Origin of the sequence: Comamonas koreensis, from assembly GCF_021026195.1 — a bacterium.
Classification (GTDB): Bacteria; Pseudomonadota; Gammaproteobacteria; order Burkholderiales; family Burkholderiaceae_C; genus Comamonas; species Comamonas koreensis.
Map to the genome: position 1 here is coordinate 26,002 of NZ_JAJNCT010000036.1, position 21,793 is coordinate 47,794.

General features: G+C 64.1%; 21 protein-coding genes. 6 read left to right on the forward strand and 15 right to left on the reverse strand.

The window, feature by feature from the left end; all coding sequences use genetic code 11:
• Positions 1-6: 6 nt before the first annotated feature.
• The 7 genes from LPW39_RS23045 to LPW39_RS23075 all read right to left on the reverse strand — a co-directional run bounded on the left by LPW39_RS23045 (position 7) and on the right by LPW39_RS23075 (position 6,056).
• The gene (locus LPW39_RS23045; protein WP_230781042.1) at positions 7-786 is read right to left on the reverse strand and encodes an enoyl-CoA hydratase-related protein; all 780 of its coding nucleotides are present in this window, start codon (positions 784-786) and stop codon (positions 7-9) included.
• A gap of 92 nt (positions 787-878) precedes the next feature.
• Positions 879-1,673 carry a MetQ/NlpA family ABC transporter substrate-binding protein gene (locus LPW39_RS23050; protein WP_230781043.1) on the reverse strand — a complete coding sequence of 265 codons (795 nt, stop codon included), beginning with the start codon at positions 1,671-1,673 and terminating at the stop codon, positions 879-881.
• 109 nt (positions 1,674-1,782) lie between these two features.
• Positions 1,783-2,220, reverse strand: a complete 438-nt coding sequence (locus LPW39_RS23055) for a hypothetical protein (RefSeq protein WP_230781045.1) — start codon at positions 2,218-2,220, stop codon at positions 1,783-1,785.
• Positions 2,221-2,289: 69 nt separating this feature from the next.
• The gene (locus tag LPW39_RS23060; RefSeq protein ID WP_133858255.1) at positions 2,290-2,874 is read right to left on the reverse strand and encodes a DJ-1/PfpI family protein; all 585 of its coding nucleotides are present in this window, start codon (positions 2,872-2,874) and stop codon (positions 2,290-2,292) included.
• A 216-nt stretch (positions 2,875-3,090) separates the two neighbouring features.
• Entirely contained in the window at positions 3,091-3,816 is a 726-nt protein-coding gene (locus tag LPW39_RS23065) for an OmpW/AlkL family protein (protein ID WP_230781047.1), read from the reverse strand.
• Positions 3,817-4,141: 325 nt separating this feature from the next.
• Positions 4,142-5,134 carry a Bug family tripartite tricarboxylate transporter substrate binding protein gene (locus LPW39_RS23070; RefSeq protein ID WP_230781049.1) on the reverse strand — a complete coding sequence of 331 codons (993 nt, stop codon included), beginning with the start codon at positions 5,132-5,134 and terminating at the stop codon, positions 4,142-4,144.
• 4 nt (positions 5,135-5,138) lie between these two features.
• Positions 5,139-6,056, reverse strand: coding sequence for a LysR family transcriptional regulator (locus LPW39_RS23075; protein ID WP_230781051.1), 918 nt, complete (start codon positions 6,054-6,056; stop codon positions 5,139-5,141).
• Positions 6,057-6,206: 150 nt separating this feature from the next.
• Here LPW39_RS23075 and LPW39_RS23080 point away from each other — a divergent pair, with 150 nt between their 5' ends.
• On the forward strand, positions 6,207-7,577 hold the full coding sequence (locus LPW39_RS23080; RefSeq protein WP_230781053.1) for a hypothetical protein: 1,371 nt from the start codon (positions 6,207-6,209) through the stop codon (positions 7,575-7,577).
• A gap of 161 nt (positions 7,578-7,738) precedes the next feature.
• Here the strand turns inward: LPW39_RS23080 and LPW39_RS23085 are convergent, their stop codons facing one another.
• From LPW39_RS23085 to LPW39_RS23100, 4 genes are all read right to left on the reverse strand, one after another.
• Positions 7,739-8,245: a hypothetical protein gene (locus tag LPW39_RS23085; protein ID WP_230781055.1), complete on the reverse strand. Its 507-nt coding sequence runs from the start codon at positions 8,243-8,245 to the stop codon at positions 7,739-7,741.
• A gap of 90 nt (positions 8,246-8,335) precedes the next feature.
• Positions 8,336-9,019 carry a TetR family transcriptional regulator gene (locus tag LPW39_RS23090; RefSeq protein WP_230781057.1) on the reverse strand — a complete coding sequence of 228 codons (684 nt, stop codon included), beginning with the start codon at positions 9,017-9,019 and terminating at the stop codon, positions 8,336-8,338.
• Positions 9,020-9,154: 135 nt separating this feature from the next.
• Entirely contained in the window at positions 9,155-11,593 is a 2,439-nt protein-coding gene (locus LPW39_RS23095; RefSeq protein ID WP_230781059.1) for a membrane-bound PQQ-dependent dehydrogenase, glucose/quinate/shikimate family, read from the reverse strand.
• A 264-nt stretch (positions 11,594-11,857) separates the two neighbouring features.
• A complete protein-coding gene (locus LPW39_RS23100) occupies positions 11,858-12,745 on the reverse strand; it encodes a LysR family transcriptional regulator (RefSeq protein WP_230781061.1) in 888 nt (295 codons plus the stop codon).
• Positions 12,746-12,839: 94 nt separating this feature from the next.
• Here LPW39_RS23100 and LPW39_RS23105 point away from each other — a divergent pair, with 94 nt between their 5' ends.
• Genes LPW39_RS23105 through LPW39_RS23125 form a run of 5 tightly spaced genes read left to right on the forward strand, consistent with a single transcriptional unit; the run spans position 12,840 to position 16,750 of the window.
• Positions 12,840-13,727 (forward strand): amidohydrolase family protein, encoded by an 888-nt coding sequence (locus tag LPW39_RS23105; protein ID WP_230781063.1) that lies wholly within the window; start codon positions 12,840-12,842, stop codon positions 13,725-13,727.
• 21 nt (positions 13,728-13,748) lie between these two features.
• On the forward strand, positions 13,749-14,582 hold the full coding sequence (locus tag LPW39_RS23110; RefSeq protein ID WP_230781065.1) for an SDR family NAD(P)-dependent oxidoreductase: 834 nt from the start codon (positions 13,749-13,751) through the stop codon (positions 14,580-14,582).
• A gap of 30 nt (positions 14,583-14,612) precedes the next feature.
• Positions 14,613-15,599, forward strand: coding sequence for a Bug family tripartite tricarboxylate transporter substrate binding protein (locus tag LPW39_RS23115; RefSeq protein ID WP_230781068.1), 987 nt, complete (start codon positions 14,613-14,615; stop codon positions 15,597-15,599).
• 15 nt (positions 15,600-15,614) lie between these two features.
• Positions 15,615-16,133 carry a carboxymuconolactone decarboxylase family protein gene (locus LPW39_RS23120; RefSeq protein ID WP_230781077.1) on the forward strand — a complete coding sequence of 173 codons (519 nt, stop codon included), beginning with the start codon at positions 15,615-15,617 and terminating at the stop codon, positions 16,131-16,133.
• Positions 16,133-16,750 carry a hypothetical protein gene (locus LPW39_RS23125; RefSeq protein WP_230781079.1) on the forward strand — a complete coding sequence of 206 codons (618 nt, stop codon included), beginning with the start codon at positions 16,133-16,135 and terminating at the stop codon, positions 16,748-16,750. Before LPW39_RS23120 ends, LPW39_RS23125 begins: the two co-directional genes overlap by 1 nt.
• Here LPW39_RS23125 and LPW39_RS23130 read toward each other — a convergent pair.
• From LPW39_RS23130 to leuS, 4 genes are all read right to left on the reverse strand, one after another.
• Positions 16,747-17,151, reverse strand: a complete 405-nt coding sequence (locus LPW39_RS23130; RefSeq protein ID WP_230781081.1) for a VOC family protein — start codon at positions 17,149-17,151, stop codon at positions 16,747-16,749. The two genes, LPW39_RS23125 and LPW39_RS23130, sit on opposite strands and share 4 nt — an antisense overlap.
• A gap of 94 nt (positions 17,152-17,245) precedes the next feature.
• A complete protein-coding gene (holA, locus tag LPW39_RS23135; RefSeq protein ID WP_230781083.1) occupies positions 17,246-18,298 on the reverse strand; it encodes a DNA polymerase III subunit delta in 1,053 nt (350 codons plus the stop codon).
• A gap of 40 nt (positions 18,299-18,338) precedes the next feature.
• Positions 18,339-18,851 (reverse strand): LPS-assembly lipoprotein LptE, encoded by a 513-nt coding sequence (locus tag LPW39_RS23140; RefSeq protein ID WP_230781085.1) that lies wholly within the window; start codon positions 18,849-18,851, stop codon positions 18,339-18,341.
• Between the two features lie 5 nt (positions 18,852-18,856).
• Positions 18,857-21,556, reverse strand: coding sequence for a leucine--tRNA ligase (gene leuS, locus LPW39_RS23145; protein WP_230781094.1), 2,700 nt, complete (start codon positions 21,554-21,556; stop codon positions 18,857-18,859).
• Between the last annotated feature and the right edge of the window lie 237 nt (positions 21,557-21,793).

The following is a 21,793-nucleotide window of genomic DNA, read 5'->3' on the forward strand; positions in this document are numbered from 1 at the left end:
ACGCTCTTACTTTCCTGTGAATACCGGCTTGCGCTTGTCCAAAAAGGCGCGGTAGCCTTCGATGAAATCCTGCGTGTCAAAGCAGGCGTAGCCCTCTTGCTGGTCGGCATCCGTCAAGGGCGTACCGCTTTGCAGCCGGGCGATGAATTTCTTGTGCCAGCGCGCCGACAGCGGCGCCAGGCCGCTGATGCGGGCGATGGTCTGGGCCAGCTCCTCCTCCCATTCGGCCTGCGGCACCACGCGGGTCACCAGGCCCTTGGAACAGGCCTCTTGCGCATCGAGCAGGCGGCCTTCAAGCAGCAGCTCCAGCGCCACCTGCGGGCCTGCGACATGCACCAGCGCCTCGAGCTCCGGGTAGGCCAGCACACCGCCCAGGCGGCCAATGGGGATGCCAAAGCGGGCGTCGTCACTGGCCAGGCGCAGATCGCAGCAGGCCGCCAGCTCCAGCCCGCCGCCAACGCAGGCGCCACGGATGGCGGCCAGGGTGGGGATGGGGCAGTGGCGCAGCAAGGCCATGGCCCGGTGTGCCTGCTGGGCAAACGCAATGCCTTTTTCCTTGGACGAGCGCAGCGATTCGAACTCGTCGATATCGGCGCCGCTGCCAAAGGCCTGGGTGCCTGCGCCGCGCAGCACGATGCAGCGCAGATCGCTGTCTGCCACCAGCGCATCGAGCTGCTCGGCCAGGCTGATCCACATCTGGTGGCTGATCGCGTTGCGTTTGGCCACGTTGTCGATCAACAAGGTGGCGACATGGCCGTCGCGGCTAAGGGTGATCTGTCCACTCATGGGCTGGCTTGGTCAAAGGGTGATGGAAAAAAGGCGCGCCAGTTTGCGCGCCGCTGGCGTCGAATAGGTGTGGCGGGCCATGTCAGCCCCTGTCAGAACGCGGGGACGATGGATCCCTGGAACTCCTTGTCGATGAACTGGCGCACCTCGTCCGAATGGTAAGCCTTGACCAGGCGTGCCACCCAGGGCTTGTCCTTGTCACCCTGGCGCACGGCAATCAGGTTGGTGTAGGGCGACTTGGCCGACTCGCGGGCAATGGCGTCCTTGGTAGGGTTGAGCTTGGCGGCAATCGCGTAGCTGGTGTTGATGACGGCGGCATCCAGGTCATTGAGCGCATGCACCAGCTGGGCGGCATCCAACTCGCGCAGGCGCAGCTTCTTGGGGTTGTCGACCACATCCAGCGGCGTGGCCTTGATGCCGGCCGATGCGCGCAGCTTGATCAGGCCATGCTCTTGCAGCAGCAGCAGCGCGCGGCCCCCATTGGTGGGGTCGTTGGGCACACCGATCTGCGCGCCCTGTGGCAGGTCGCCCAGCGATTTCACTTTCTTGGAGTACAGCGCAATCGGCAGCACCACGGTGTTGGCAGCTGCCACCAGCTTGTAGCCACGGTCCTTGACCTGCTGGTCCAGATAGGGGTGGTGCTGGTAGGCATTGGCATCCAGATCGCCGGCCACCAGGGCGGCATTGGGCTGGATGAAATCGCTGAACTCGATCACCTGGACCGTGAGGCCCTCTTTGGCGGCCGCTTGTTTGACCGCTTCGGCAATCTGCGCATGCGGGCCGGCCGTCACGCCCAGCTTGATGGGCTTGTCCTGCGCAAAGGCGGGGGCGGCAAAGGCGGCAGAAACCGCCAGCAGGGCGGCGAGGGTGAAATGGCGCTTGAGCATGGAAGGCAGTCGGGAACAAGTAGACGGGCCCACATGCTACGTTCGATCGCTCAGATTAAAAAATAATATTATCGAATAACCAAAGACGCTATCCGCTATATGGAGCGGCTTAGTCGTCTGTTGGATCCGCAGGTTCTGGAGTCTGGTCGCCGCCCGATGCCAGGTGCTGGCCGATCTGCATCCAGGCCTGGGCGGCTTCGGCATCGCCGGCAAAGTGGTGGCAGCTGGCGGCAGCCATTGCGATGCGGGCATTGCGCGGGTCCAGGTCAAAGGCCAGCTCGTTCTGGGCGGCTGCGTTTTGCCACATCACCGTGGCATTGGGCGAGCCTTCCTTCTGCAGCGCATGGGCCTCGGCCATCCAGGCCTGGGCCAGGCGCATGGCGGCCTCGGGCTGCTCGCGGTCGGCCTGGTGGGCGCGGTAAAAGGCCTGGCCCGCCTGCTGCCACAGCGCGCGGGCGGCAGCAAAATCGGTGGTGGCAATCTTTTGTGCATCGGCAACGAACTGATTGCCGGTGGCGAGGTGGTGGCTGTAGCTGTCTGCGGTCATGGGGCTGCGATGGTAGCAGCGATGGCAAGGGCTTGCAGGCGGCCCAGCACTTGCCACCGCAGCGACCGTTTAGCTGTGCTGGATGCGGGTGCCCAGCAGGGCCAGGAACTGCGCCAGCCACTGCGGGTGGGCGGGCCAGGCAGGGGCGCTCACCAGGTTGCCATCGGTGTAGGCCTGGTCCACCGCAATATCGGCATAGCTGCCGCCGGCCAGCACCACCTCGGCCTTGCAGGCGGGGTAGGCCGAGCAGGTACGGCCTTTGAGCACACCGGCACCCGCCAGCAGCTGCGCACCATGGCAGACGGCGGCGACTGGTTTGTTGGCCGTGAAGAAATGGCGCACGGCGGCCAGCACCGCCTCGTTGTTGCGCAGGTACTCGGGGCCACGGCCGCCGGGGATGACCAGCGCGTCATAGTCTTCGGCCTTGATGTCGGCAAAGCTCGCGTTCAGGGTGAAATTGTGGCCGGGCTTTTCGCTATAGGTCTGCGCGCCTTCAAAGTCGTGGATCGCCGTCTTGATATGGTCACCGGCTTTCTTGTCCGGGCAGACCGCATGCACCTGGTGGCCCACGGCCAGCAAGGTCTGGAAGGGCACCATGGTTTCGTAATCTTCGCAGTAGTCACCACAGATCATCAGGATTTTCTTGGCCGGCATAGGGTCTCCAAAAGTTGGGGTTCAGGCGGGTCTGCCTGCGCGATTGTGGGCCGTGCAGGCGGAGATGCCAAGGGCGCACCGCGCAGGCAAAAAAAACCCTGCTCATGGAGCAGGGTGGCAAAAGATGGCTTGGAGCCACCGCATGCTGTGGCGTTCATTGAAGCAGGCCACTTGTTGGGCGCAGCGCATGCGCTGCGGGCTTCTCCTCTCGGAAAATCAGAACTTGTAGGTGACGTACAGGAACGGAATGATCGGATCCAGGGTCAGGCGGGTCTGCGAGACTGCCACCTTGTTGCCATTGACGGTGGTGGTCAGCTTGGCGTCGGTCTTCATTGGCACATAGGACACCGAGAAGGTGATACCCCAGTTCTTGTCGATCGCGTAGTTGGCACCGATGTTGAAGACGGGTGCCCATTGGCTGTCGATCTTGGCGGTGGTCTTGGCAACCCCTGGAGGCGCACCGATGGCGCCGCCCAGCGTATTTTGCAAGCCGCTGCTCAGCCGCACACTGCGGAACTGCGAGTAGGTAACACCCAGACCCAGCGAGACGCGGAACTTGTCATCGGCATTGCCGAAGAAATACTTGCCCAGCAGGGAAGGTGCATAGAGGCGCGCATTGCCCAGCTCTCCAATGGGCTCCAAGGTGCCGGCACCGTTGAGCTTGAGACGCGGTGGAATGCCCAGCACGCCTTCGACCGCCCAGTTGTCGGTCAGGAAGTAGTGCACGTTCAAGCCCAGGGTGGTGGAGCTTTTCAGATCGGCGCCCGAGCCGGGAATCTGGCGTTCAAAGGGCTCCGTGAAGGTCAGCGGCTTGCTCTTGTCCTGGGGCGAGTAATTGAGCGCCCCGGCACCTAACACCCAGTCGCCTGCCTTTTGGGCGTAAGCGCTGCTTGCGAGCAAGGCGGTGGCCGCCAGCCACATCCATTTCTTGGCTTGTTTCATTGCTTTGTCTCCTTGGGTTGCTGTTTGAACGATCGTCCAATCTGGCTTGTCTCGAAGACAGAGCATAGGAAGCTGGGCAGGCTGTGTCGACAGGGTAAGCGCTGAATTTCAGCAAAAAAAGCACACTCGTTCTAATTTGTGCCGACCTGGGGAAAACGCAGATGGGAAAGGGCGGAAGTTTGTTGTAAAAGCACGCCTTTCATACAGATGCGCCTGGGGGTTCGGTGCGGTGATCTTCCATGCGGATCGGGTGTACAACTCGGCCGATCCGGATGCGTCGCCCCCCTGGACCCAGCCCCTGGAACTGGATGCAAAGCTGCGTGGGTCAACGATCGGTTTCGTGTTCCACCTGCCGCGCAAAGTCCTGCGCAGAGCCCTCGTAAGGCTGGTTGTTGGCATCGAGCAGGCTCTGGCGAATGGAGGGCGAGCGAAGCGCTTGCGCAGTCCATGCGTGCAGGCGCAGCAGCACAGGGGTGGGGGTACCCGGTGGGGCAAAGAGTCCGAACAGGGAATCCAGATTCGCGGACGGGTAACCCAGCTCCGCGAGGGTCGGCACCTCGGGGAGCACGGGCAGGCGATGCGGTGCGCCTACCGCCAAGGCCTTGAAGCGCCCGTCACGCAAGGCGCTGAGCTGGCTCGGTGCGACATTGGTCGACAGCAGCTCGAAATGGCCACCCAGCGCATCGGTCAATTGCTGCCCGCCACCCTTGTACGGCACATGGGTGATGCGCACGCCCGCAAGCTGACTTACGCGTTGCAAGACGGTGTGCCCGGTCGTGCCTTCGCCTGTCGTCGCCCAGCGCAGCATGCCCGGGTGCTTGCGCGCCGCTTCGACCATGTCGGCGAAAGCCGTTGCGGCCAGCGCGGAGGTGCCCACCAGGAGCAGCGGCGTGCGCATGACACCGGCCACGGGCTGCACCGGCAATGGCGCCGCAGCCGCTGAGGTTGTGGCACGCCGCGCAGCCGCGTGGCGCAGCAGGCCCACGGCGGCGGCGGCGGTAAAGACCAGCGTTTGGCCATCGGGCGGGCGGCGTTGCAGGAGTTCCAGCGCCAAGGTTCCGCTCGCGCCGGGCCGGTTCTCGACGATGACTGGTGCCTGGAGCTGATCGGCCACGGCTTTGGCCAAGGCGCGCGCCACCAGGTCACTGACGCCGCCGGGGGGATAGGCCACCAGAATCTTGAGGCCCGCGCCCGGCCTACTCTGGGCAGCCCAACCCTTTGGAATCACGAGCGATGCGCCCATCAAGCCGCTCAGCAGCATGGCCCTGCGCGACCATGGTTGGGCGTTTGCCGGGGTCAGCGCTGGCCATCCGGACATGCGCTCACCTGGCTTTGGCCGCATGGCGCTTGGCCAGCTTCTTGGCCAACGCGATCACCGTTCCCAGCGGGCCATCGCAGTCATGCGCCCGGTACACCAAGGTCAACGGCGCCCAAAGGTCGAGGGACGGATCGAGCGAGCGGTACACCACCGCATGGCGATGCGATCCTTTGATTGATGCCGGAACAATGGACAAGCCCACGCCTGCTGCCACCAGGTTCACATTGGTCATCATGCGTTCGACTTCGGCGGCCACTTCCACATGGACATGGCGTTGTGCACACAGCGCCAGCAGATTGGCATACAGGCCCGGCGCACCAGGCCTGCGCACCAGCACCAGTTTCTCGCCATCGAGCTCATCGAGCATGACGGGCTGGGCGCTGTTGTGCGCCAACCGGTGGTCCACCGGAATGGCCAGCAGCGCTTCTTCCTGGAGCAGCGGCTCGAACGCCAATCCCTCCGGGTGGGCCACCGGAACGCGCAAAAAGCCGCAATGCAGACGTTGCGCCGCGACGGCTTCGGTGATTTCAGCGGCGTTGTTCTCGCTGACGCTCAGCAGGATGTCGGGGTGCGACTTGCGGCAGGTGCGCAGCACCTCCGGGGTGAAGGCATGGGCTGCGGCCGAACTGGTGAAGCCCACACGGAGATGGCCCCGTTCACCGCGCGCATACGCCTCGATGCGCTGCTGCATCGCATGAAAGTCGCCAAGCAGTTGCTCAGCCTCGGCGCGCAACGCATGACCGACATCGGTCAGGTCCACGCCTTTGGGGTGGCGGCGAAACAGCGCGCTGCCCAGCTCGTTTTCAAGCGCCAGAATCTGCTGCGACAACGGCGGCTGCTGGATGCCCAGGCGCTCTGCGGCACGCGTGATATGGCCGCATTCGGCCACCGCAAGAAAATACCGGAGATGACGCAGTTCCATATATTTAAAAAGTATGCGGTTGATATCTTAGAAATCTTTGAAATATTTCGCAAGCCGACCAAGAATAGGAAAGCCCCCGCAAACCTACCGCTGGTCCGCCAGCCTTGCGAGGAGCCGCACACATAAAAAACGCTTGATAGGAGACAAACCATGAAATCGCCTCTTCCCACACTCGGTCTGCCCCTGCTGGCGCTGCTCGCGCTCAGCGGCTGCGGCGACGGCTCCTTGGTATTGCGAGGGCCCTCCATGTCCGACGAGGCAGCGCCGGTGCTGGCCACCTGCCCTGCCGATGTGCCCACCGACGCGAAATGCCTGTCCGGCCGCGATTCCAAGGGCGCGTTCTACATGATCGCCGTGCCGGCAAAGTGGAATGGCATCCTGGTGATGCATGCGCATGGAGGCCCCGATCTGGCCGCGCCCGATCTGGACCGCTCGATGGAAGACCTGACCCGCTGGTCCATCATGGTGAAGTCTGGCTACGCATGGGCGGGCTCCTCCTACCGCCAGGGCGGGGTGGAAGTACGCGCTGCCGCTGAAGACACAGAACGTCTGCGCGGCATCTTCCGCAAGCATGTGGCGGTCCCCACCAAGACCATCCTGCATGGCCAGTCATGGGGCGCTGGCGTGGCGGCCAAGGGCGCGGAGATGTTCACGGTAGATACTGTCGGCGAGCGTCCCTACGATGGCGTTTTGCTCACCAGCGGCGTGCTGGGTGGGGGCACACGTTCCTATGATTTCCGGCTTGATCTGCGCGTGGTCTACCAGTACCTGTGCGGCAACCACCCGCGCCCGACCGAACAGCCTTACGCACTCAACCTCGGCCTGCCCGCCAATGTCACGATGAAGCAGGCGGATGTGGCGCTGCGTGTGAACGAATGCCTGGCGCTCAACAAGCCCGCTGCCGAGCGCACCCCCGAGCAGAAGGCCAAGATCCAGACCATCGTCGATGTGATCAAGATTCCCGAGAGCGCCATCCAGTCGCACATGAACTGGGCGACCATGCACTTTCAGGATATCTCCGCCAAGCGCACCGGCGGCGAGAGCCCTTTTGGCAATGAAGGCGCCGTCTACACCGGATCGGCCGACGATGCAGCTCTGAACGCCGGCGTGCTGCGCTACAAGGCCAACCCTGCCGCCTACCAGACGTTCGCCACCGACACCGACCCGGTCGGCAAGATTCCTGTGCCGGTGCTGTCGACCAAATGGATCAGCGACCCGACCGCGTTTGTGGAGCTCGATTCTCGTTTCCGCGAGGTGATGGATGAAGGCGGCAGTGGTGGCCGTCTGGTGCAGACCTTCACGGCGAATGGCACCCACAGCTTTATCAGCGATCCCACCTATCCCACACTGATGGAAGCGCTGCTGCAGTGGGTGAGCACCGGCACCAAGCCCACGCCTGCCGGTATCGCCAGCGCCTGCATCGGCATGGAGGCGACCTACGGCAAGGGCTGTAGCTTTGATGCGGGCTACACGTCACCGGCACTGGCCACACGCGTCGCTGCACGTCAGCGTCCGCAGTGATCTCTGCTGGCGCTGGCCAATACTGTGGCTGGTGCAAAGGCAGTGCGTGGGGGCGCCGGCACGTACTTGGCGAAGGCTTTGAAGGATGCTTATTGCATGTCTAGGATGCAATAGGAGCGCCAGTGTTGCCAACCATAAAAATGGACTATCCGTGCACGCTCTTAGCCTCTGGGTGTCCCTGATGCGCGCTGCTTAAGCTTCCGCTCGATACTGGTACCCAGCAGCCACGCCATCGCGGCCAAGATAGCGCTGCCCGCGATTGAGCCCAAAGAACGGTTAGAAAAGGAGGGGCAGAAAAGCGACCGGTGAACGGTGCTGGCCAGCGTGCGATCTGCTGGCGCAACCCAGGGGATGCCCGCTTCTGGGCTGTGGAGCCTACAGAACGCATACAACAAGGCACAGCAGGCCACGCCAAGCAGCGCGCAACGCTGTGCAATTTTGGCGAGTTGAACTGACTTCCATCCGTATGCGATCAGCGGCAGCAACCACAGGGCAATGCCCGGCTGCACATAGCGTTTGACGTTATCCAGACCTGGCTGGTAGGCATCCGAAAGTGACGCGGTGGCTGCATGGAAATACACCCCTGCGGCGTAGGCCAGCATGAACGTGAAGGTGGCCGTGACTTCCAAATGCAGCCATGGCGATAGAGGGCGGTTGTCGGGGCGCATGCGCGGATTATCAAAGCGCGCATCAGCAGGAGGATGAAGTCAGTGTGAACTCGACACACGGCACATCAGCACGTGTTTCTGCGACTGCCCTCAGCCCTGTGCCGCCCGCACACACACCAGCGCATCCACCTGGTCCAGCAGCAACTGCAGATGCCGCTCGCGCAAGGCGTCGCCCAGCAAGTCCACCTGCAGCAGGCTGCGCCAGGTGGCGGCGTGGTCGATGCGAAAGCCGCTGAGGGCGGAGATCAGGTAGTGCACATCGGTGGCAGTGACCCCGGACTTGAACAGGCCCTGGGCCACGCCGCGTTCCAGGATGCGTTCCAACGGCGTCAGGGCCGCGCGGCGCAGCGATTCGTTGTTGGAGACCTGGCCGAGCATCTCGCCACCCTGGAAGTTCTCCTGCAGCACCAGGCGGGTGAAGGCCTGGTTGTTGGCGTGGTAGTCAAAGCTCTTCTGGGCCAGCGCATGCAGCGCTTCCAAGGGCTCCAGGGCATCCAGGTTCAGGCTTTCTTCGGAGGCGCGGATGTCGGTGTAGCTTTGCTCGATGACGGCCAGGTACACATCCTTCTTGTTGCCGAAGTAGTAGTACAGCATGCGCTTGGCGCAGCCGGCCTTGGCCGCAATGCGTTCGAGCCGGGCGCCGTCATAGCCATAGTTGGCAAACTCGGTCTTGCCGGCATCGAGCAGCGCCTGGCGCATGCCGGCCGATGCGCCGGGGTCGTCTGCGTGGGGGTCTTGTGGGGGTGGCTCTTGCTGGCCTTGCTGCTTGCTCACTGCCGGATCTCCGTGGACACAAGCGGGCAAGCGTAACATGCGCGCTCCCCACCGAGGCCGGGGTAAAAAAAAGCCATGGCTTGCAGTGCAGGCCATGGCGCTTTTCGGGTCAGGGGCAGGGCAACCCCTGCGTGCTTACCGGGCCTTGTCAGGCAAGGCGTAGGCGATCACGTAGTCGCCACGGTCGGGCGACTGGCGCGCGCCGCCGGCGGAGATCAGCACATACTGCTTGCCGGTTTTGGGCGATTGGTAGGTCATCGGGCCGCCCTGGCTGCCCACCGGCAGGCGGCTCTTCCAGATCTCCTGGCCGTTGGCGGTGTTCCAGGCGCGCAGGTAGTAATCCTGCGTGCCGGCAAAGAACACCAGGCCGCCCTGGGTCGACAGGCTGCCGCCCAAGGTGGGCAGGCCGACTGGCATAGGCAGGCGCATCTTGATGCCCAGCGGGCCGGTGTCCTGCACGGTGCCCACCGGCACTTGCCAGACCACTTGCTGGGTCTTCATGTCGATGGCCGAGAGCGTGCCGAAAGGCGGCTTCTGGCAGGGGATGCCCAGCGGCGACATGAAGCGGTCCTTGATCACCGCATAGGGCGTGCCGCCCAGCGGCACCTGGCCCATGCCGGTGTTGGGCTGCTCGCCGCCGTCGGACAGCGTGGCCTTGGGCTTTTGCGGCATCATCTGCACCCACAGGCCCAGGCGCATGTCGTTGACAAAGATCAGGTGGTTGTTCGGGTCGGCCGAGATACCGCCCCAGTTCATGCCGCCCAGCGATCCGGGGAAGCTCAGCGACACATCAGTGGACGGCGCGGTGAACAGGCCTTCATAGCGCATCGATTTGAACTTGATGCGGCAGACCAGCTGGTCCAGCGGCGTGGCGCCCCACATGTCCGCTTCGGTCAGGGTCTGCGTGCCGATCTGCGGCATGCCGACGGATACGCGCTGGGTCGCCGCGTATTTTTCGGCAGGGATGCCTGCGGGCTTGACCGGCACATCGTCCACCTGGGTCAGCGGCTGGCCGCTTTGGCGGTCCAGCACAAAGATCTGGCCGGCCTTGGTGCCCACCACCAGTGCGGGCGTGCTGCTGCCATCCTTTTTGGGGAAGTCGATCAGGGTCGGGGCCATCGGAATATCAAAATCCCAAAGATCGTTGTGCACGGTCTGGTAGACCCATTTCTCATGGCCGTTGGCGGCATCGAGCGCCAGGATGGACGCACCGTACTTCAGATCGGCTGCAGAGCGGGGCACGCCGTACAGATCGACCGAGGGCGAGCCCATGGGCAGGTAGACGGTGTTGGAGCTCGGATCGTAGGTGGTGCCGGCCCACACGTTGGCGGATGAGCGCGTGTAGGTGGCGCCAGGGGCCAGCACCTCGTTGGGCGTGTTGGAGCCCGCATCAAAGGCCCAGCGCAACGCGCCGGTCATCACATCAAAGCCACGGATCACGCCGCCCGGCATATCGACCTGCACGTTGTCGGCCACACGGCCGCCGATCACGATGGTGGTGCCGGCCACGGTGGGGGCTGAGGTGAGCGTGTAGTAAGCGGGGTTGGCGATGGTGCCCAGGCCTTGCTTCAGATCGACAATGCCCTGGTTGCCAAAGCCGGCGCAGAGTTCGCCGTTGTCGGCATTGATGGCAAACAGGCGCGCGTCGATGGTGTTCATCACAATGCGGCGCTGGCACTGGTCGCCAGCGGGCAGCGCAACGGGCTGCACGGGCGACGAACCCGCCACCTTCGGCACCGGCAGCGGCGCATTGGCATCAAAGTAGGCCAGGCCCCGGCAGCGTTCCCAGACACCGCCCACATGCGAGTTGGTGTCGTGGCGCCACAGCTGCTTGCCGGTATCGGCATCCAGCGCTATCACGTTGTTGCTAGGGGTGCAGACAAAGACCTTGTCACCCACTTGCAGCGGCGTGGTCTGGTCTTCGGCACCGGCGCCGGTCGATTTGGGCACATCGCCGGTGCGGAAGGTCCAGGCCACTTGCAGCTGGTTGACGTTGTCCACATTGATCTGGTCCAGCGCCGCAAAGCGGTCGTTGTTGCTGCTGTTGCCGTAGTGGCTCCAGTCCTTTTGCGCGCTGGCGGCATCCACCGGCTTGCGGCTGATGGCGGCCTGGTTCTGCACCTCAGGATGGATCTGGAACATGGAGGCAAAGCTGACCAGGCCTACGAGCAACAGCACAGCCGCCAAAGCCAGCGGGCCCTTGTTGCTGCGCGCACGCGGCGTACCCGCTTGCAGCAGCGGCAGGCAGGCGCTGACCACCGCTGCGCCAAAGGTCATCGCCAGCAGGCGCGAGACCAGGCTCCAGTAGTCCAGGCCCACCTCGGCCAGGGCCCACAGCACCGTGGCCGCAAAGGTAGCCAGGTACAGCCAGCCGCCCGAGCGGCGGCCGCGCAGCACCTGCACGCCCGACAGCAGCAGGCCCAGGCCCGCCAGCAAAAAGTACCAGCTGCCACCCAGGCTGATGAGTTTGCCGCCGCCGACCAGAAAGGCCAGGCCGGCAATGGCCAGCACAGCGCCCAGAATGCCGAGCAGCAGGCGCACCGCCAGTGACGGTGACCGTGCTTGTTGTGTCATATCGATCCTCGAATCTGTCTTGGGTCTGGCAGGCGCAGGGGCCCTCTGCACAAGGCCAGGAATAGGCGCTGTGCAGAGGGCCCTGAGCAGTCGCTGCTACAGACCTTGTCTTGTGTGAGAAAAAATGTCCATTGTGGTGAGAAATAAAGTCCATCGCTGCCTGGTGTGTACCGGACATTTCAAAAATTTCTGAAATCAATGGCTGCTGAGCCGCCCCGGGCGGGTGCAGAAACCAGCAAGAAGGGCGCTGAAACGGCGAGGTATTCAGGCGCTGAAGTGCTGCTTCATCAGTGGCTTCAGAATCCCGTGCACAGCCTTGACCAGGCGGTTGTGCGGCCGCGCTGCCGGTGTGGCCAGCACGATGCGGTTGCGGATCACGGGGTGGCTGACCTGGGCGGTGAACACCGGCGCGCTGCCTGGCCAGGTCTTGACGGCGCTGGCGGGCACGACCGAGCAGCCCACATTGCGCGCGACCAAGGACAGCACCATCTTGATCGAATCGACCTCGGCCACGATGCGCAGCGGCAGCTGCTGGTCCTCCACGGCATCGTCAAAAATCATGCGCAGCGCCTGCGGGCGGCTGGGCAGCACCAGCGGGTAGTCCACCAGTTGGGCGACCTTGACCCGTTCGGGCAACGGCCGGGTGCTGATGAGCACCAGCGGTTCGCGCGTCAGCGGCTCGGTCAACAGCTGCGGCGTGGGGCTGGGGTCAAACAGCACGGCCACATCGAGGCGGTCGGCCAGCAGCCATTCGCGCAGGCGAATGCTCAGGCTCTCTTCAACAATGATCGAGGCATCGGGGCAGGCCTGCAAAAACTGCTGCACCACATCGGGCGTGATCAGGCTGGCCACCAGCGGCGGCAGGCCCAGCCGCACCTTGCCGCGTGGGCTTTGCAGGCGGTCGGCCATGTCGGCCTTGGCGGCATCCACGGCCGCGCTGATGCTGCGCCCATGGGCCAGCATGGCCTTGCCCGATTCGGTCAGCCGCACGCCCCGGCCATGGCGTTCCAGCAGCGGCTGGCCCAGCTCGGCCTCCAGCAGCTGCACCTGGCGGCTCAAGGTCGGCTGGCTCAGGTTCAGCGCCGCAGCGGCCTTGCTGTAGCTCTGGGCCTGGGCCACCGCCATGAAGTACTGCAAGCGCAGAAAATCCATGCATCACCTCTATATCTGATATTTGGATTTTATAGGTGATCAAAAATGCGGCAGTTCCACAATGCGCTCAAGACGACTCTTTGATGGCCCTTGCATGAACGCCCCGACCTCCGACCTCCAGCGACCCGTACAGACCTATATGCTGGCGCCCTCCAAGCCCAGCCTGGTGCTGCCCGCTGGCAGCTGCGACAGCCATGTGCATGTGTTTGGCCCGGTGGATGCATTTCCGTATGCCGAGCCGCGCAACTTCACCCCCGCCGATGCCGGCAAGGAGACCTTGTTTGCGCTGCACCGCCATCTGGGCATCAGCCGCTGCGTGATCGTGCAATCGGCCTGCCATGGCTATGACAACCGCGTGGTCGAGGATGCGATTGCCCACGGTGGTGGCCACTACCTGGGTGTGGCCCTGGTGCCGCTGTCAGTCACGCGTACCGAGCTGCAGCGCCTGGCGGCGGCCGGCTTTCGGGCGATCCGCTTCAACTTCATGAAGCACCTGAACACCGGCGCATCGGTCGAGGACGTGGTGGCCTTGACGCCCATGCTGGCCGACCTGGGCATGCACCTGCAGATCCATTTTGAAAGCGCGCTGATCCACAGCCTGGGCCCCGTGCTGCAGCAATCGGCCTGCCCGGTGGTGATTGACCACATGGGCCGTGTCGATGCGACGCTGGGCAGCGGAGGAGCAGATTTTCAGGCACTGCTGCGGCTACTGGAGCAGCCACTGTTCCACGTCAAGGTCAGCGGTATCGACCGCATCGATGCAACCCCGCCCTACCAGCACGGCATTGCGCGGGCGCAGGAGCTGGTGGCCCATGTGCCCGACCGCGTGCTCTGGGGCAGTGACTGGCCGCACCCCAACCACACCCATCTGCCCGATGACGGCGTGCTGGTCGATGCGCTGGCGCAGTTCAGCGCTAATCCGGCGCATTTGCAGGCCCTGCTGGTGGACAACCCCCAGCGCCTTTACCGCTTTGCTGCCTGAGCCATTTGCGAGGAATAAAGCATGCCGATTTTTGATGCCCACACCCCCGTCAACCCGCAAGGCCGGCTGGCCGGCAAGGTGGTTTACATCACCGGTGCCGGGGCTGCAGGCGCCGGCTGGGGCAATGGCCGCGCCACCGCGATCCGCTTTGCGCAGGAAGGCGCGATGGTGTTTGGCGTGGACCGCAATGCCGAGGCGCTGTGCGAGACCGAAGACAGCATCCGCAGTGCCGGTGGCCAGTTTGTCGCGGGCCACTGCGATGCGATGGACCCGGCGTCGATCGCCGCATCGGTGCAGGCCTGCCAGGCGGCGCTCGGGCGCATCGATGTGCTGGTCAACAACGTGGGCGGCTCGGCCAAGGGCGGGCCGGTGGAGATGGACGAAGCGGTCTGGGATGCCCAGCTGGACTACAACCTCAAAAGCGTGTTTCTGTGCTGCAAGGCGGTGCTGCCGCTGATGCAGGCGCAGGGCGCAGGCAGCATCGTCAATATCTCATCGACCTCGGGCATGCGCTGGACCGGTGCGGCGCAGATCGCCTATGCATCAAGCAAGGCGGCGGTGATCCAGTTTTCCAAGGTGCTGGCCGTGCAGTACGCGCCGCACCGCATCCGCGTGAACACCGTCGTGCCCGGCCAGTTGCACACGCCCATGGTCGAGACCCGCCTGGCCGGCCAGCGCGCGGGTGGCGATGTCGAGGCGCTGCTGGCCCAGCGCCAGGCGCGTATTCCGCTGCCCTTCATGGGCGATGGGCGCGACACCGCCAATGCGGCGCTGTTCCTGGCCTGTGACGAATCGCGCTTTGTGACGGGCACCGAGATTGTGGTGGACGGCGGTATGACCGTGCGCTGCGGATAAAGCAAGACAAGACCAATCAAGGAGACAACCATGCGATTCCAAGCCTTTCCCTCCGCCCGCCAGTGGCTGCATGCCGCCTTGCTGGGCACGGCCCTGGGGTGCGCCAGCAGCGCCATGGCGCAAAGCGATATGACGCGCCTTTTGGTGGCTTTTCCGCCCGGCGGCCCGGTGGACTTTATTGCGCGCAGCATGTCGCAACAGCTGGCCAAGGAGCTGGGCCACCCAGTGATTGTGGAAAACAAGCCCGGCGCCAACGGCGCGATTGCCGCCGACAGCGTGATCCGCTCCGCACCCGATGGCAAGACCCTGTGGCTGACCAGCGTGGGTGCGGTGGCCATCAACCCCGCGCTCTATCCCAAGCTCAACTACAAGCCCGCCAGCGATCTGGTGCCCGTCTCGCTGGTGGTCAACAATGTGGAGATCATGGTGGTCAACGCGCAGACCAGCTTCAAGGACGGTAAGGACTTTGTGCAGGCCGCCAGCCAGCGCAAGGACAAGCCGATGACGATGGCCTCGTCAGGCACCGGCAGCGTGCCGCATCTGGCGGCCATCCAGCTCAATGAATCGGCCGGCCTGAACCTGATGCATGTGCCCTACAAGGGCGCGGCCCCTGCCATTACCGACCTGATGGCCGGCCATGTCGATGGCTTCTTTGGCGATATTCCCGGCCTGGTGGGTGCCATCGACAGCGGCAAGTTCCGGCCCGTGGGCATTGCCGCTGCCAAGCGCAGCGCCCGCTACCCGAACGTGCCCACCTTTGACGAGCTGGGCTACAAGGGCGTCGATTCGAACAACTGGTATGCGGTGTTTGCACCCAAGGGCACCAGCCCCCAGGTGGCGGCCAGCCTGAGCCGCGCCATCCATGCAGCCTTGCATACACCCGATGTGCAGCGCAAGATCGAGGCCTCGGGTGCCGAGGTGGTGGGCTCCAGCCCCGAAGCGCTGGCCCAGCAGCTGGCGACCGACACCGAGAAGTGGACCGCCATCATCCGCCGCAACCGCATCACTCCCGATTGAGATGGAAAGACCGACATGCGCATAGAAGCGATTGAGCCAGGCACCCGCAGTGCCTTGGCGGAGTTGGAGCAACAGATCCAGGCCGAGCGTGGCCGCATCTCGCCGCTCTACCAGGTGCTGCTGCACAGCCCCGCCATTGCCAAGGGCTGGGAGCAGATGCTCTCTGCCGTGCGCAACTACAGCAGCATCGATGCCGGGCTGCGTGAGCTGATCATCCTGCGGGTGGCCATGCTCAACCAGGCGGCCTATGAGTTCGATGCCCATGTGCCGCATGCGCTCAAGGCCGGCGTGACGCAGGCCGCCATCGATGCAACGCGCGACACCGCCACCACCGCCAGCCCGGACTGGGATGGCCTGCAGCAATTGGCTATTGCAGTGACCGATGCGCTGACCCGCGATCTGCAGGTGCCCGAGCCGCTGTTTGCCCAGGTGGCTGCGCGCTTCAATGCGCAGGAGCAGGTGGAGCTGTTTGCCACCATCGGCGCCTACAACATGGTGTCGCGCTTCTTGAACGCCTTTGAGATTGGCCACTGATGTCCACACCCGTCATCGACAGCCTGCTGCTGCGCTGCACGCCAGCGGCGCATGAAACCGCCACCACGCTGGCGCAGACCGCGCTGGCGCTGCTGCGCCAGGACTTGGCCGGTCTGCGTTTGCTGCGTGTGGCCCAGCAGCCGCAAGGCACCGCCTATCTGTACTTTGCACTCGGCAGCCCGCAGCCGCTGAGCGCTGATCAAACAGTGCAGGCCGAGCGCCGTTTGCAGAATGCGGGCAGCGCCGGCCTGGCGGCTTGCGAGCTATCGCGCCTGCAACTGGTGATGCACTGCACCGGCCCCGCCCTGGGCGAGGCCACACCCGTGCACTATGCCGTCGAGATGGACCCCGAGAGCGGCTGGCAGGACGAGCTGTTTGCCTGGTATGACCAGGAGCATCTGCCTGGTCTGGCCAGCGTGGCCGGCACCGCCCAGGCTTTTCGCTACCTGAACCTGGACCATGGGCCGCTGTCGCTGGCCTGCTATGACCTGGTCGATGCCGAGGTGATGGGCTGCCCGGCCTGGCTGGCGGTGCGGGGTACAGACTGGAGCGCGCGGGTGCGGCCGCATTTCACGAATACACGGCGCACCATGTTTGATACGCAGGCGCTGCCTTAGGCGCCAGCCACCGGCGAGCACAGCTCCACCAGGCTGCCATCCGGGCAGCGCACATAGGCCACCACCTGGCCCCAGGGTTTGGTGGTGGGGGCGGCCAAGGCCGTTGCACCGGCGGCCAGGGCGCGCTCGTAGGCCGCAGCGACATCGCCGCTGACCAGGGCGATCTCCACACCCAGCGGCTGGGCCGATTCAGAGGCTGCCACATGGCCGCCGCTGAAATTGGCATGCCCCAGCGCGTGGTCGGCAAAGGCCAAGGTGGTGGCGCCCGTCTCCAGCTCGCCATAGCTGCCCGACGGGTGCAGAAAACGGGTGGTCAGGCCAAAGGCCTGCGAGAAAAAGGCCAGCGATGCCGTGACATCGGGCACGTAGACGATGGTGTAACCGAACTGTAGTGCTTGCATGGTGAATGCCTGATTGAGAACAGATGCTGAACCCTGCGCCAGCTGGCCATGCAGCGCTGGGTGCGTGCATGAAGGCAAGCTTTGCAGATAACCCTTAGCGGTTGCTGCAGGCCTTGCAGGTTTGCAAGGCCAGGCGGTGCAGTGCCTGCCAGCCATTGGCCGGCCACTCGGGCACCTTCAGCCCCTTGACAATGCCATCGACCGCATGGGCCGAGTGCAGCAGGCGGGCGACGGTGGCATCGCTGATGCGGGGCAGCACGCGCTCGAAATGGCGTTCCTTGTTGCCCCAGACGCGGTTCTCGCGCAGGGCCATCGGCATGGGCCGGCCATTGCGCAGCGCGTCCTTGACCCGTTTCATCGCGCGGATGTCTTCGGCCAGCGCCCAGTGCACCAGCACCTCGGCCTCGCCTTCGGCCTGCAGGCCGTTGAGCATGCGCTCGGTGCGCAGCACCTGGCCGGAGAGCACGGCATCCGAGAGCTTGAACACGTCATAGCGGGCAACATTCAGCACCGCCTGCTCGACCTGCTCAAAGCCGAGCTCGCCTGCCGGGTAGAGCAGGCCGAGCTTTTGAATTTCCTGGTGGGCGGCAAGCAGGTTGCCCTCGACCCGGTCGGCAAAAAAGGCCAGGGTGCGCTGGCCTTCTTCACCGGCTTTGACATGTTGCTTTTGCTGCTGCAGGCGCTGGGCAATCCAGGCGGGCAGCGCGGCGCGCTCGATGCTGTCGACCTGCAAGGTGACGCCATGCGAGTCCAGCGCGGCAAACCAGGCGCCGGTCTTGGTGGCCTTGTCCAGGCGCGGTAGCACCACGATGGTCAGGGTGCTGTCGTTGTCCACACTGCTGCTGACCAACTGCTGCAGCGCCGTGCTGCCATCCTTGCCGGGCTTGCCGCTGGGGATGCGCACTTCGATGATCTGCTTGTCGGCAAACAGGCTCAGGCTGCCACCAGCGGCCAGCACCGCGCTCCAGTCGAAGTGGGCGCCGGCGACGGTAAAGCTGCTGCGCTCGGTATAGCCGTTGGCGCGCGCGCTGGCGCGGATGGCATCCACGGCCTCTTGTACCAGCAGGGGCTCGTCGCCATGCACGGTGTACAGAGACCGGAGCCCCTTGCCCAGCTGGGCACTCAACTGATTCGACGGCACTTGCATGCTTGGTGGCGCTTCCCGGGCTGCGTGGCCGCAGCGCTTGTCATTCGGTAGGGGTGACGGACTTGACGATGGCCAAGCGCCGCACGATCTGCTGAACGATGTCGGTCTGCATGTTGCGGTAGAGCATTTCCTCTTCGTTCGCCTTGGACAGTGCGTAGGTTTCCAGGTAGCTGATTTCGCGGTACTGCATCAGCTCGGAATCGGGCACATAGAGGGCGCCCTTGGCATCACGCACCCGAAAGCGCGCGATCAGACGGATCTGCAGCTCGCGCACCTCGCCGGCCGCATTGCGCGAGACGACGACGCGCTCGCGGCGCTGGCCCAGGTCATCGTAGATGGCCTCGGCCTGCGTGGCCTGGGTCGGGTCGCGCAGCACCTGGAGGCTGCCGGCAGCCTCCAGGTGGCGTTGCAGCTCTTTGAGGAAGCCCGAATTGGCGTTGCCGTTCAAATACAGCGATTTGAAGGCGAAATCCACCGATCCGCGCAGTTTGAAGCCGCATGCCGCCAGCAGCGGCACGCTTGCCAGGGCAGTAAGCAGCGTGCGTTTTTGCATGGCGCTTAGACTACCACGTTCACCAGGCGGCCCGGCACGATGATGACTTTCTTGGGCACCGCGCCATTGGCGATTTTCTGGAAGTCTTCGTTGGCCAGAGCGGCAGCTTCAATCGTGGCCTTGTCGGCGCCAGCGGCCACGATGATGGAGCCGCGCAGCTTGCCGTTGACCTGCAGCATCAGCTCAATCTCATCCTGCACCAGCGCCTGGGCATCGACCTCGGGCCAGGCGGCATCCAGCAGGCCCCCGAAGGCTTGCTGGTAGCCCAGCGCATCCCACAGCACCTGCGTCAGGTGAGGGGTGGCCGGATAGAGCGCGCGCAGCAAAATGCCAAAGCCTTCGACCAGCGCGGCGCGGCCGCCTTCGCTGTCCACGGCCTTGAAGTCTTCCAGCGCGTTGATCATCTTCATCGCGCCCGACACCACGGTGTTGTACTGCATGCGGCTGTAGTCATAGGCCACTTGCTTGAGCACGGTGTGGATCTCCAGGCGCAGCGCCTTGGCTTCCTTGCCAAAGGCGGCGCCGGCAGCGCTGGCCGCCTGGGCACGCGCAGCATCGAACTCTCGCGCATGCAGCTTGCTGCCGAAGTTGTAGACACGGCGCAGGAAGCGGTAGCTGCCTTCGACGGCCGACTCGTTCCACTCCAGGGTCAGCTCGGGTGGCGCGGTGAACATGGTGTAGAGGCGCGCGGTATCGGCGCCGTACTTCTCGATCAGGTCCTGCGGATCGACACCGTTGTTCTTGGACTTGGACATGGTGCCCACGCCCTCGTAGTCGATCGCGGTGCCTTCGGGCAGCAGGCCATCGGCGCTGTCCACGGCAACCTTGAGCTTGGCGCCCACAGCCTTGCCGGTCTCGTCAAACACCTGCTCCACATCCTTGGGCCAGAAGTATTCCTTGCCGCCCTTGGCAGTGCGGCGGCTGTAGATGTGGTTGAGCACCATGCCTTGGGTCAGCAGCTTGGTGAAGGGCTCATCGACCTTGACCAGACCCAGGTCGCGCATGACCTTGGTCCAGAAGCGGGCGTACAGCAAGTGCAGGATCGCATGCTCGATGCCACCGATGTACTGGTCCATCGGCATCCAGTAGTCGGCGCCGTCGGCCACCATCTTCTCGCTGTTCTTGGCATCGCAATAGCGCATGAAGTACCAGGACGAATCCACGAAGGTGTCCATGGTGTCGGTCTCGCGGCGGGCCGGCTTGCCGCAGCAGGGGCAGACCACGCCAGCGTGGAAGGCTTCGCTCTTGATCAGCGGGTTGCCGGAGCCATCGGGCACCAGGTCTTGCGGCAGCACGACTGGCAGGTCCTTCTCAGGCACCGGTTGGGCACCGCAGTCTTCGCAGTGGATGATCGGGATCGGCGTGCCCCAGTAGCGCTGGCGGCTCACGCCCCAGTCGCGCAGGCGCCAGGTAGTCTTGAGTTCGCCCAGGCCCTTGGCTTCCAGCGCCTTGGCCACGGCTTGCACGCCTTCCTTGTAGTGCAGGCCATCAAAGGCGCCCGATTCGATGAGGACGCCGCGCTCCTTGTCGCCATACCAGTCATGCCACTGCTGCTTGTCGTAGGGGCCTTCGCCTTCCACGGCGACCACCTGGCGGATTGGCAGGCCGTATTTGTTGGCAAATGCAAAGTCGCGCTCGTCGTGGGCAGGTACGCCCATCACAGCGCCGTCGCCATAGCTCATCAGCACATAGTTGCCGATCCAGACCTCGACCTGCGCGCCGGTGATAGGGTGGGTGACGAACAGGCCGGTGGGCTTGCCTTCCTTTTCCTTGACGGCGAGTTCGGCCTCGGTGGTGCCGCCCTTCTTGCATTCTTCGATGAAGGCGGCCAGCTCGGGGTTGGTGGCAGCGGCATGCATGGCCAGCGGGTGCTCAGGGGCCACGGCGCAGAAGGTCACACCCATGATGGTGTCGGCACGGGTCGTGAACACATACATCTTGCCATCGCCGATCAGGCTGCCGTCGGCGCTCTTCACGCCATGCGTGAACGCAAAGCGCACGCCGGCGCTCTTGCCGATCCAGTTTTCCTGCATCAGGCGCACCTTGTCGGGCCAGCCGGTCAAGGTTGCCTTGTCGTTGCCCATCTGCACATGGTCCAGCAGCTCTTGCGCGTACTGGGTGATGGCCAGGTAGTAGCCCGGGATCTCGCGCTTTTCCACCAGTGCGCCAGTGCGCCAGCCGCGGCCGTCGATCACCTGTTCGTTGGCCAGCACGGTCTGGTCCACCGGGTCCCAGTTCACGGTCTGGGTCTTGCGGTAGGCGATGCCCTTTTCCAGCATCTTGAGGAACAGCCACTGGTTCCACTTGTAGTAGTCGGGGTCGCAGGTGGCGACCTCGCGGCTCCAGTCGATCGCCAGACCCATCGCCTGCATCTGCTTTTTCATGTAGGCGATGTTGTCGTAGGTCCACTGCGCAGGTGGCACGCTGTTCTTGATCGCGGCGTTCTCAGCTGGCAGACCAAAGGCATCCCAGCCCATGGGCATCAGCACGTTGTAGCCCTGCATGCGCAGCTGGCGCGTCAGCATGTCGTTGATCGTGTAGTTGCGCACATGGCCCATGTGCAGCTTGCCGCTGGGGTAAGGCAGCATCGAGCAGGCGTAGAACTTTTTCTTGCCCGCGTCCTCGGACACGCGGTAGGCATCTTGGGCTTGCCACTGGCTTTGCGCGGCGGCTTCTACGTCGGAGTGGTTGTATTTTTCTTGCATGGAACTGGTCAGGAAAAAGCGGCCGCCCACGGGCTTTCCGGGGCGAGGTCAATTGGGCAAAGATTGTAGGCCCATCGCCATAGCCCGTGGATGGCGAGTGCCGCACGCTGGGGTGCGGTTATCCAGTGCATGTAAAAATAAATGGCTATCGTCTTATTGATAGCCAATTATGTGATGGCGGCACGCCGTTGGCCGTGCCGGCTGCATCCCCCATTTCCACCCGATTTATCCTCCCCC

Bases quoted from the DNA above. Each gene is read 5' to 3' on its own strand.
- LPW39_RS23045 (WP_230781042.1), bottom strand. From the start codon at position 786: ATGAGTGGACAGATCACCCTTAGCCGCGACGGCCATGTCGCCACCTTG.
- LPW39_RS23050 (WP_230781043.1), bottom strand. From the start codon at position 1,673: ATGCTCAAGCGCCATTTCACCCTCGCCGCCCTGCTGGCGGTTTCTGCC.
- LPW39_RS23055 (WP_230781045.1), bottom strand. From the start codon at position 2,220: ATGACCGCAGACAGCTACAGCCACCACCTCGCCACCGGCAATCAGTTC.
- LPW39_RS23060 (WP_133858255.1), bottom strand. From the start codon at position 2,874: ATGCCGGCCAAGAAAATCCTGATGATCTGTGGTGACTACTGCGAAGAT.
- LPW39_RS23065 (WP_230781047.1), bottom strand. From the start codon at position 3,816: ATGAAACAAGCCAAGAAATGGATGTGGCTGGCGGCCACCGCCTTGCTC.
- LPW39_RS23070 (WP_230781049.1), bottom strand. From the start codon at position 5,134: ATGTCCGGATGGCCAGCGCTGACCCCGGCAAACGCCCAACCATGGTCG.
- LPW39_RS23075 (WP_230781051.1), bottom strand. From the start codon at position 6,056: ATGGAACTGCGTCATCTCCGGTATTTTCTTGCGGTGGCCGAATGCGGC.
- LPW39_RS23080 (WP_230781053.1), top strand. From the start codon at position 6,207: ATGAAATCGCCTCTTCCCACACTCGGTCTGCCCCTGCTGGCGCTGCTC.
- LPW39_RS23085 (WP_230781055.1), bottom strand. From the start codon at position 8,245: ATGCGCCCCGACAACCGCCCTCTATCGCCATGGCTGCATTTGGAAGTC.
- LPW39_RS23095 (WP_230781059.1), bottom strand. From the start codon at position 11,593: ATGACACAACAAGCACGGTCACCGTCACTGGCGGTGCGCCTGCTGCTC.
- LPW39_RS23100 (WP_230781061.1), bottom strand. From the start codon at position 12,745: ATGGATTTTCTGCGCTTGCAGTACTTCATGGCGGTGGCCCAGGCCCAG.
- LPW39_RS23105 (WP_230781063.1), top strand. From the start codon at position 12,840: ATGAACGCCCCGACCTCCGACCTCCAGCGACCCGTACAGACCTATATG.
- LPW39_RS23110 (WP_230781065.1), top strand. From the start codon at position 13,749: ATGCCGATTTTTGATGCCCACACCCCCGTCAACCCGCAAGGCCGGCTG.
- LPW39_RS23115 (WP_230781068.1), top strand. From the start codon at position 14,613: ATGCGATTCCAAGCCTTTCCCTCCGCCCGCCAGTGGCTGCATGCCGCC.
- LPW39_RS23120 (WP_230781077.1), top strand. From the start codon at position 15,615: ATGCGCATAGAAGCGATTGAGCCAGGCACCCGCAGTGCCTTGGCGGAG.
- LPW39_RS23125 (WP_230781079.1), top strand. From the start codon at position 16,133: ATGTCCACACCCGTCATCGACAGCCTGCTGCTGCGCTGCACGCCAGCG.
- LPW39_RS23130 (WP_230781081.1), bottom strand. From the start codon at position 17,151: ATGCAAGCACTACAGTTCGGTTACACCATCGTCTACGTGCCCGATGTC.
- holA (WP_230781083.1), bottom strand. From the start codon at position 18,298: ATGCAAGTGCCGTCGAATCAGTTGAGTGCCCAGCTGGGCAAGGGGCTC.
- LPW39_RS23140 (WP_230781085.1), bottom strand. From the start codon at position 18,851: ATGCAAAAACGCACGCTGCTTACTGCCCTGGCAAGCGTGCCGCTGCTG.
- leuS (WP_230781094.1), bottom strand. From the start codon at position 21,556: ATGCAAGAAAAATACAACCACTCCGACGTAGAAGCCGCCGCGCAAAGC.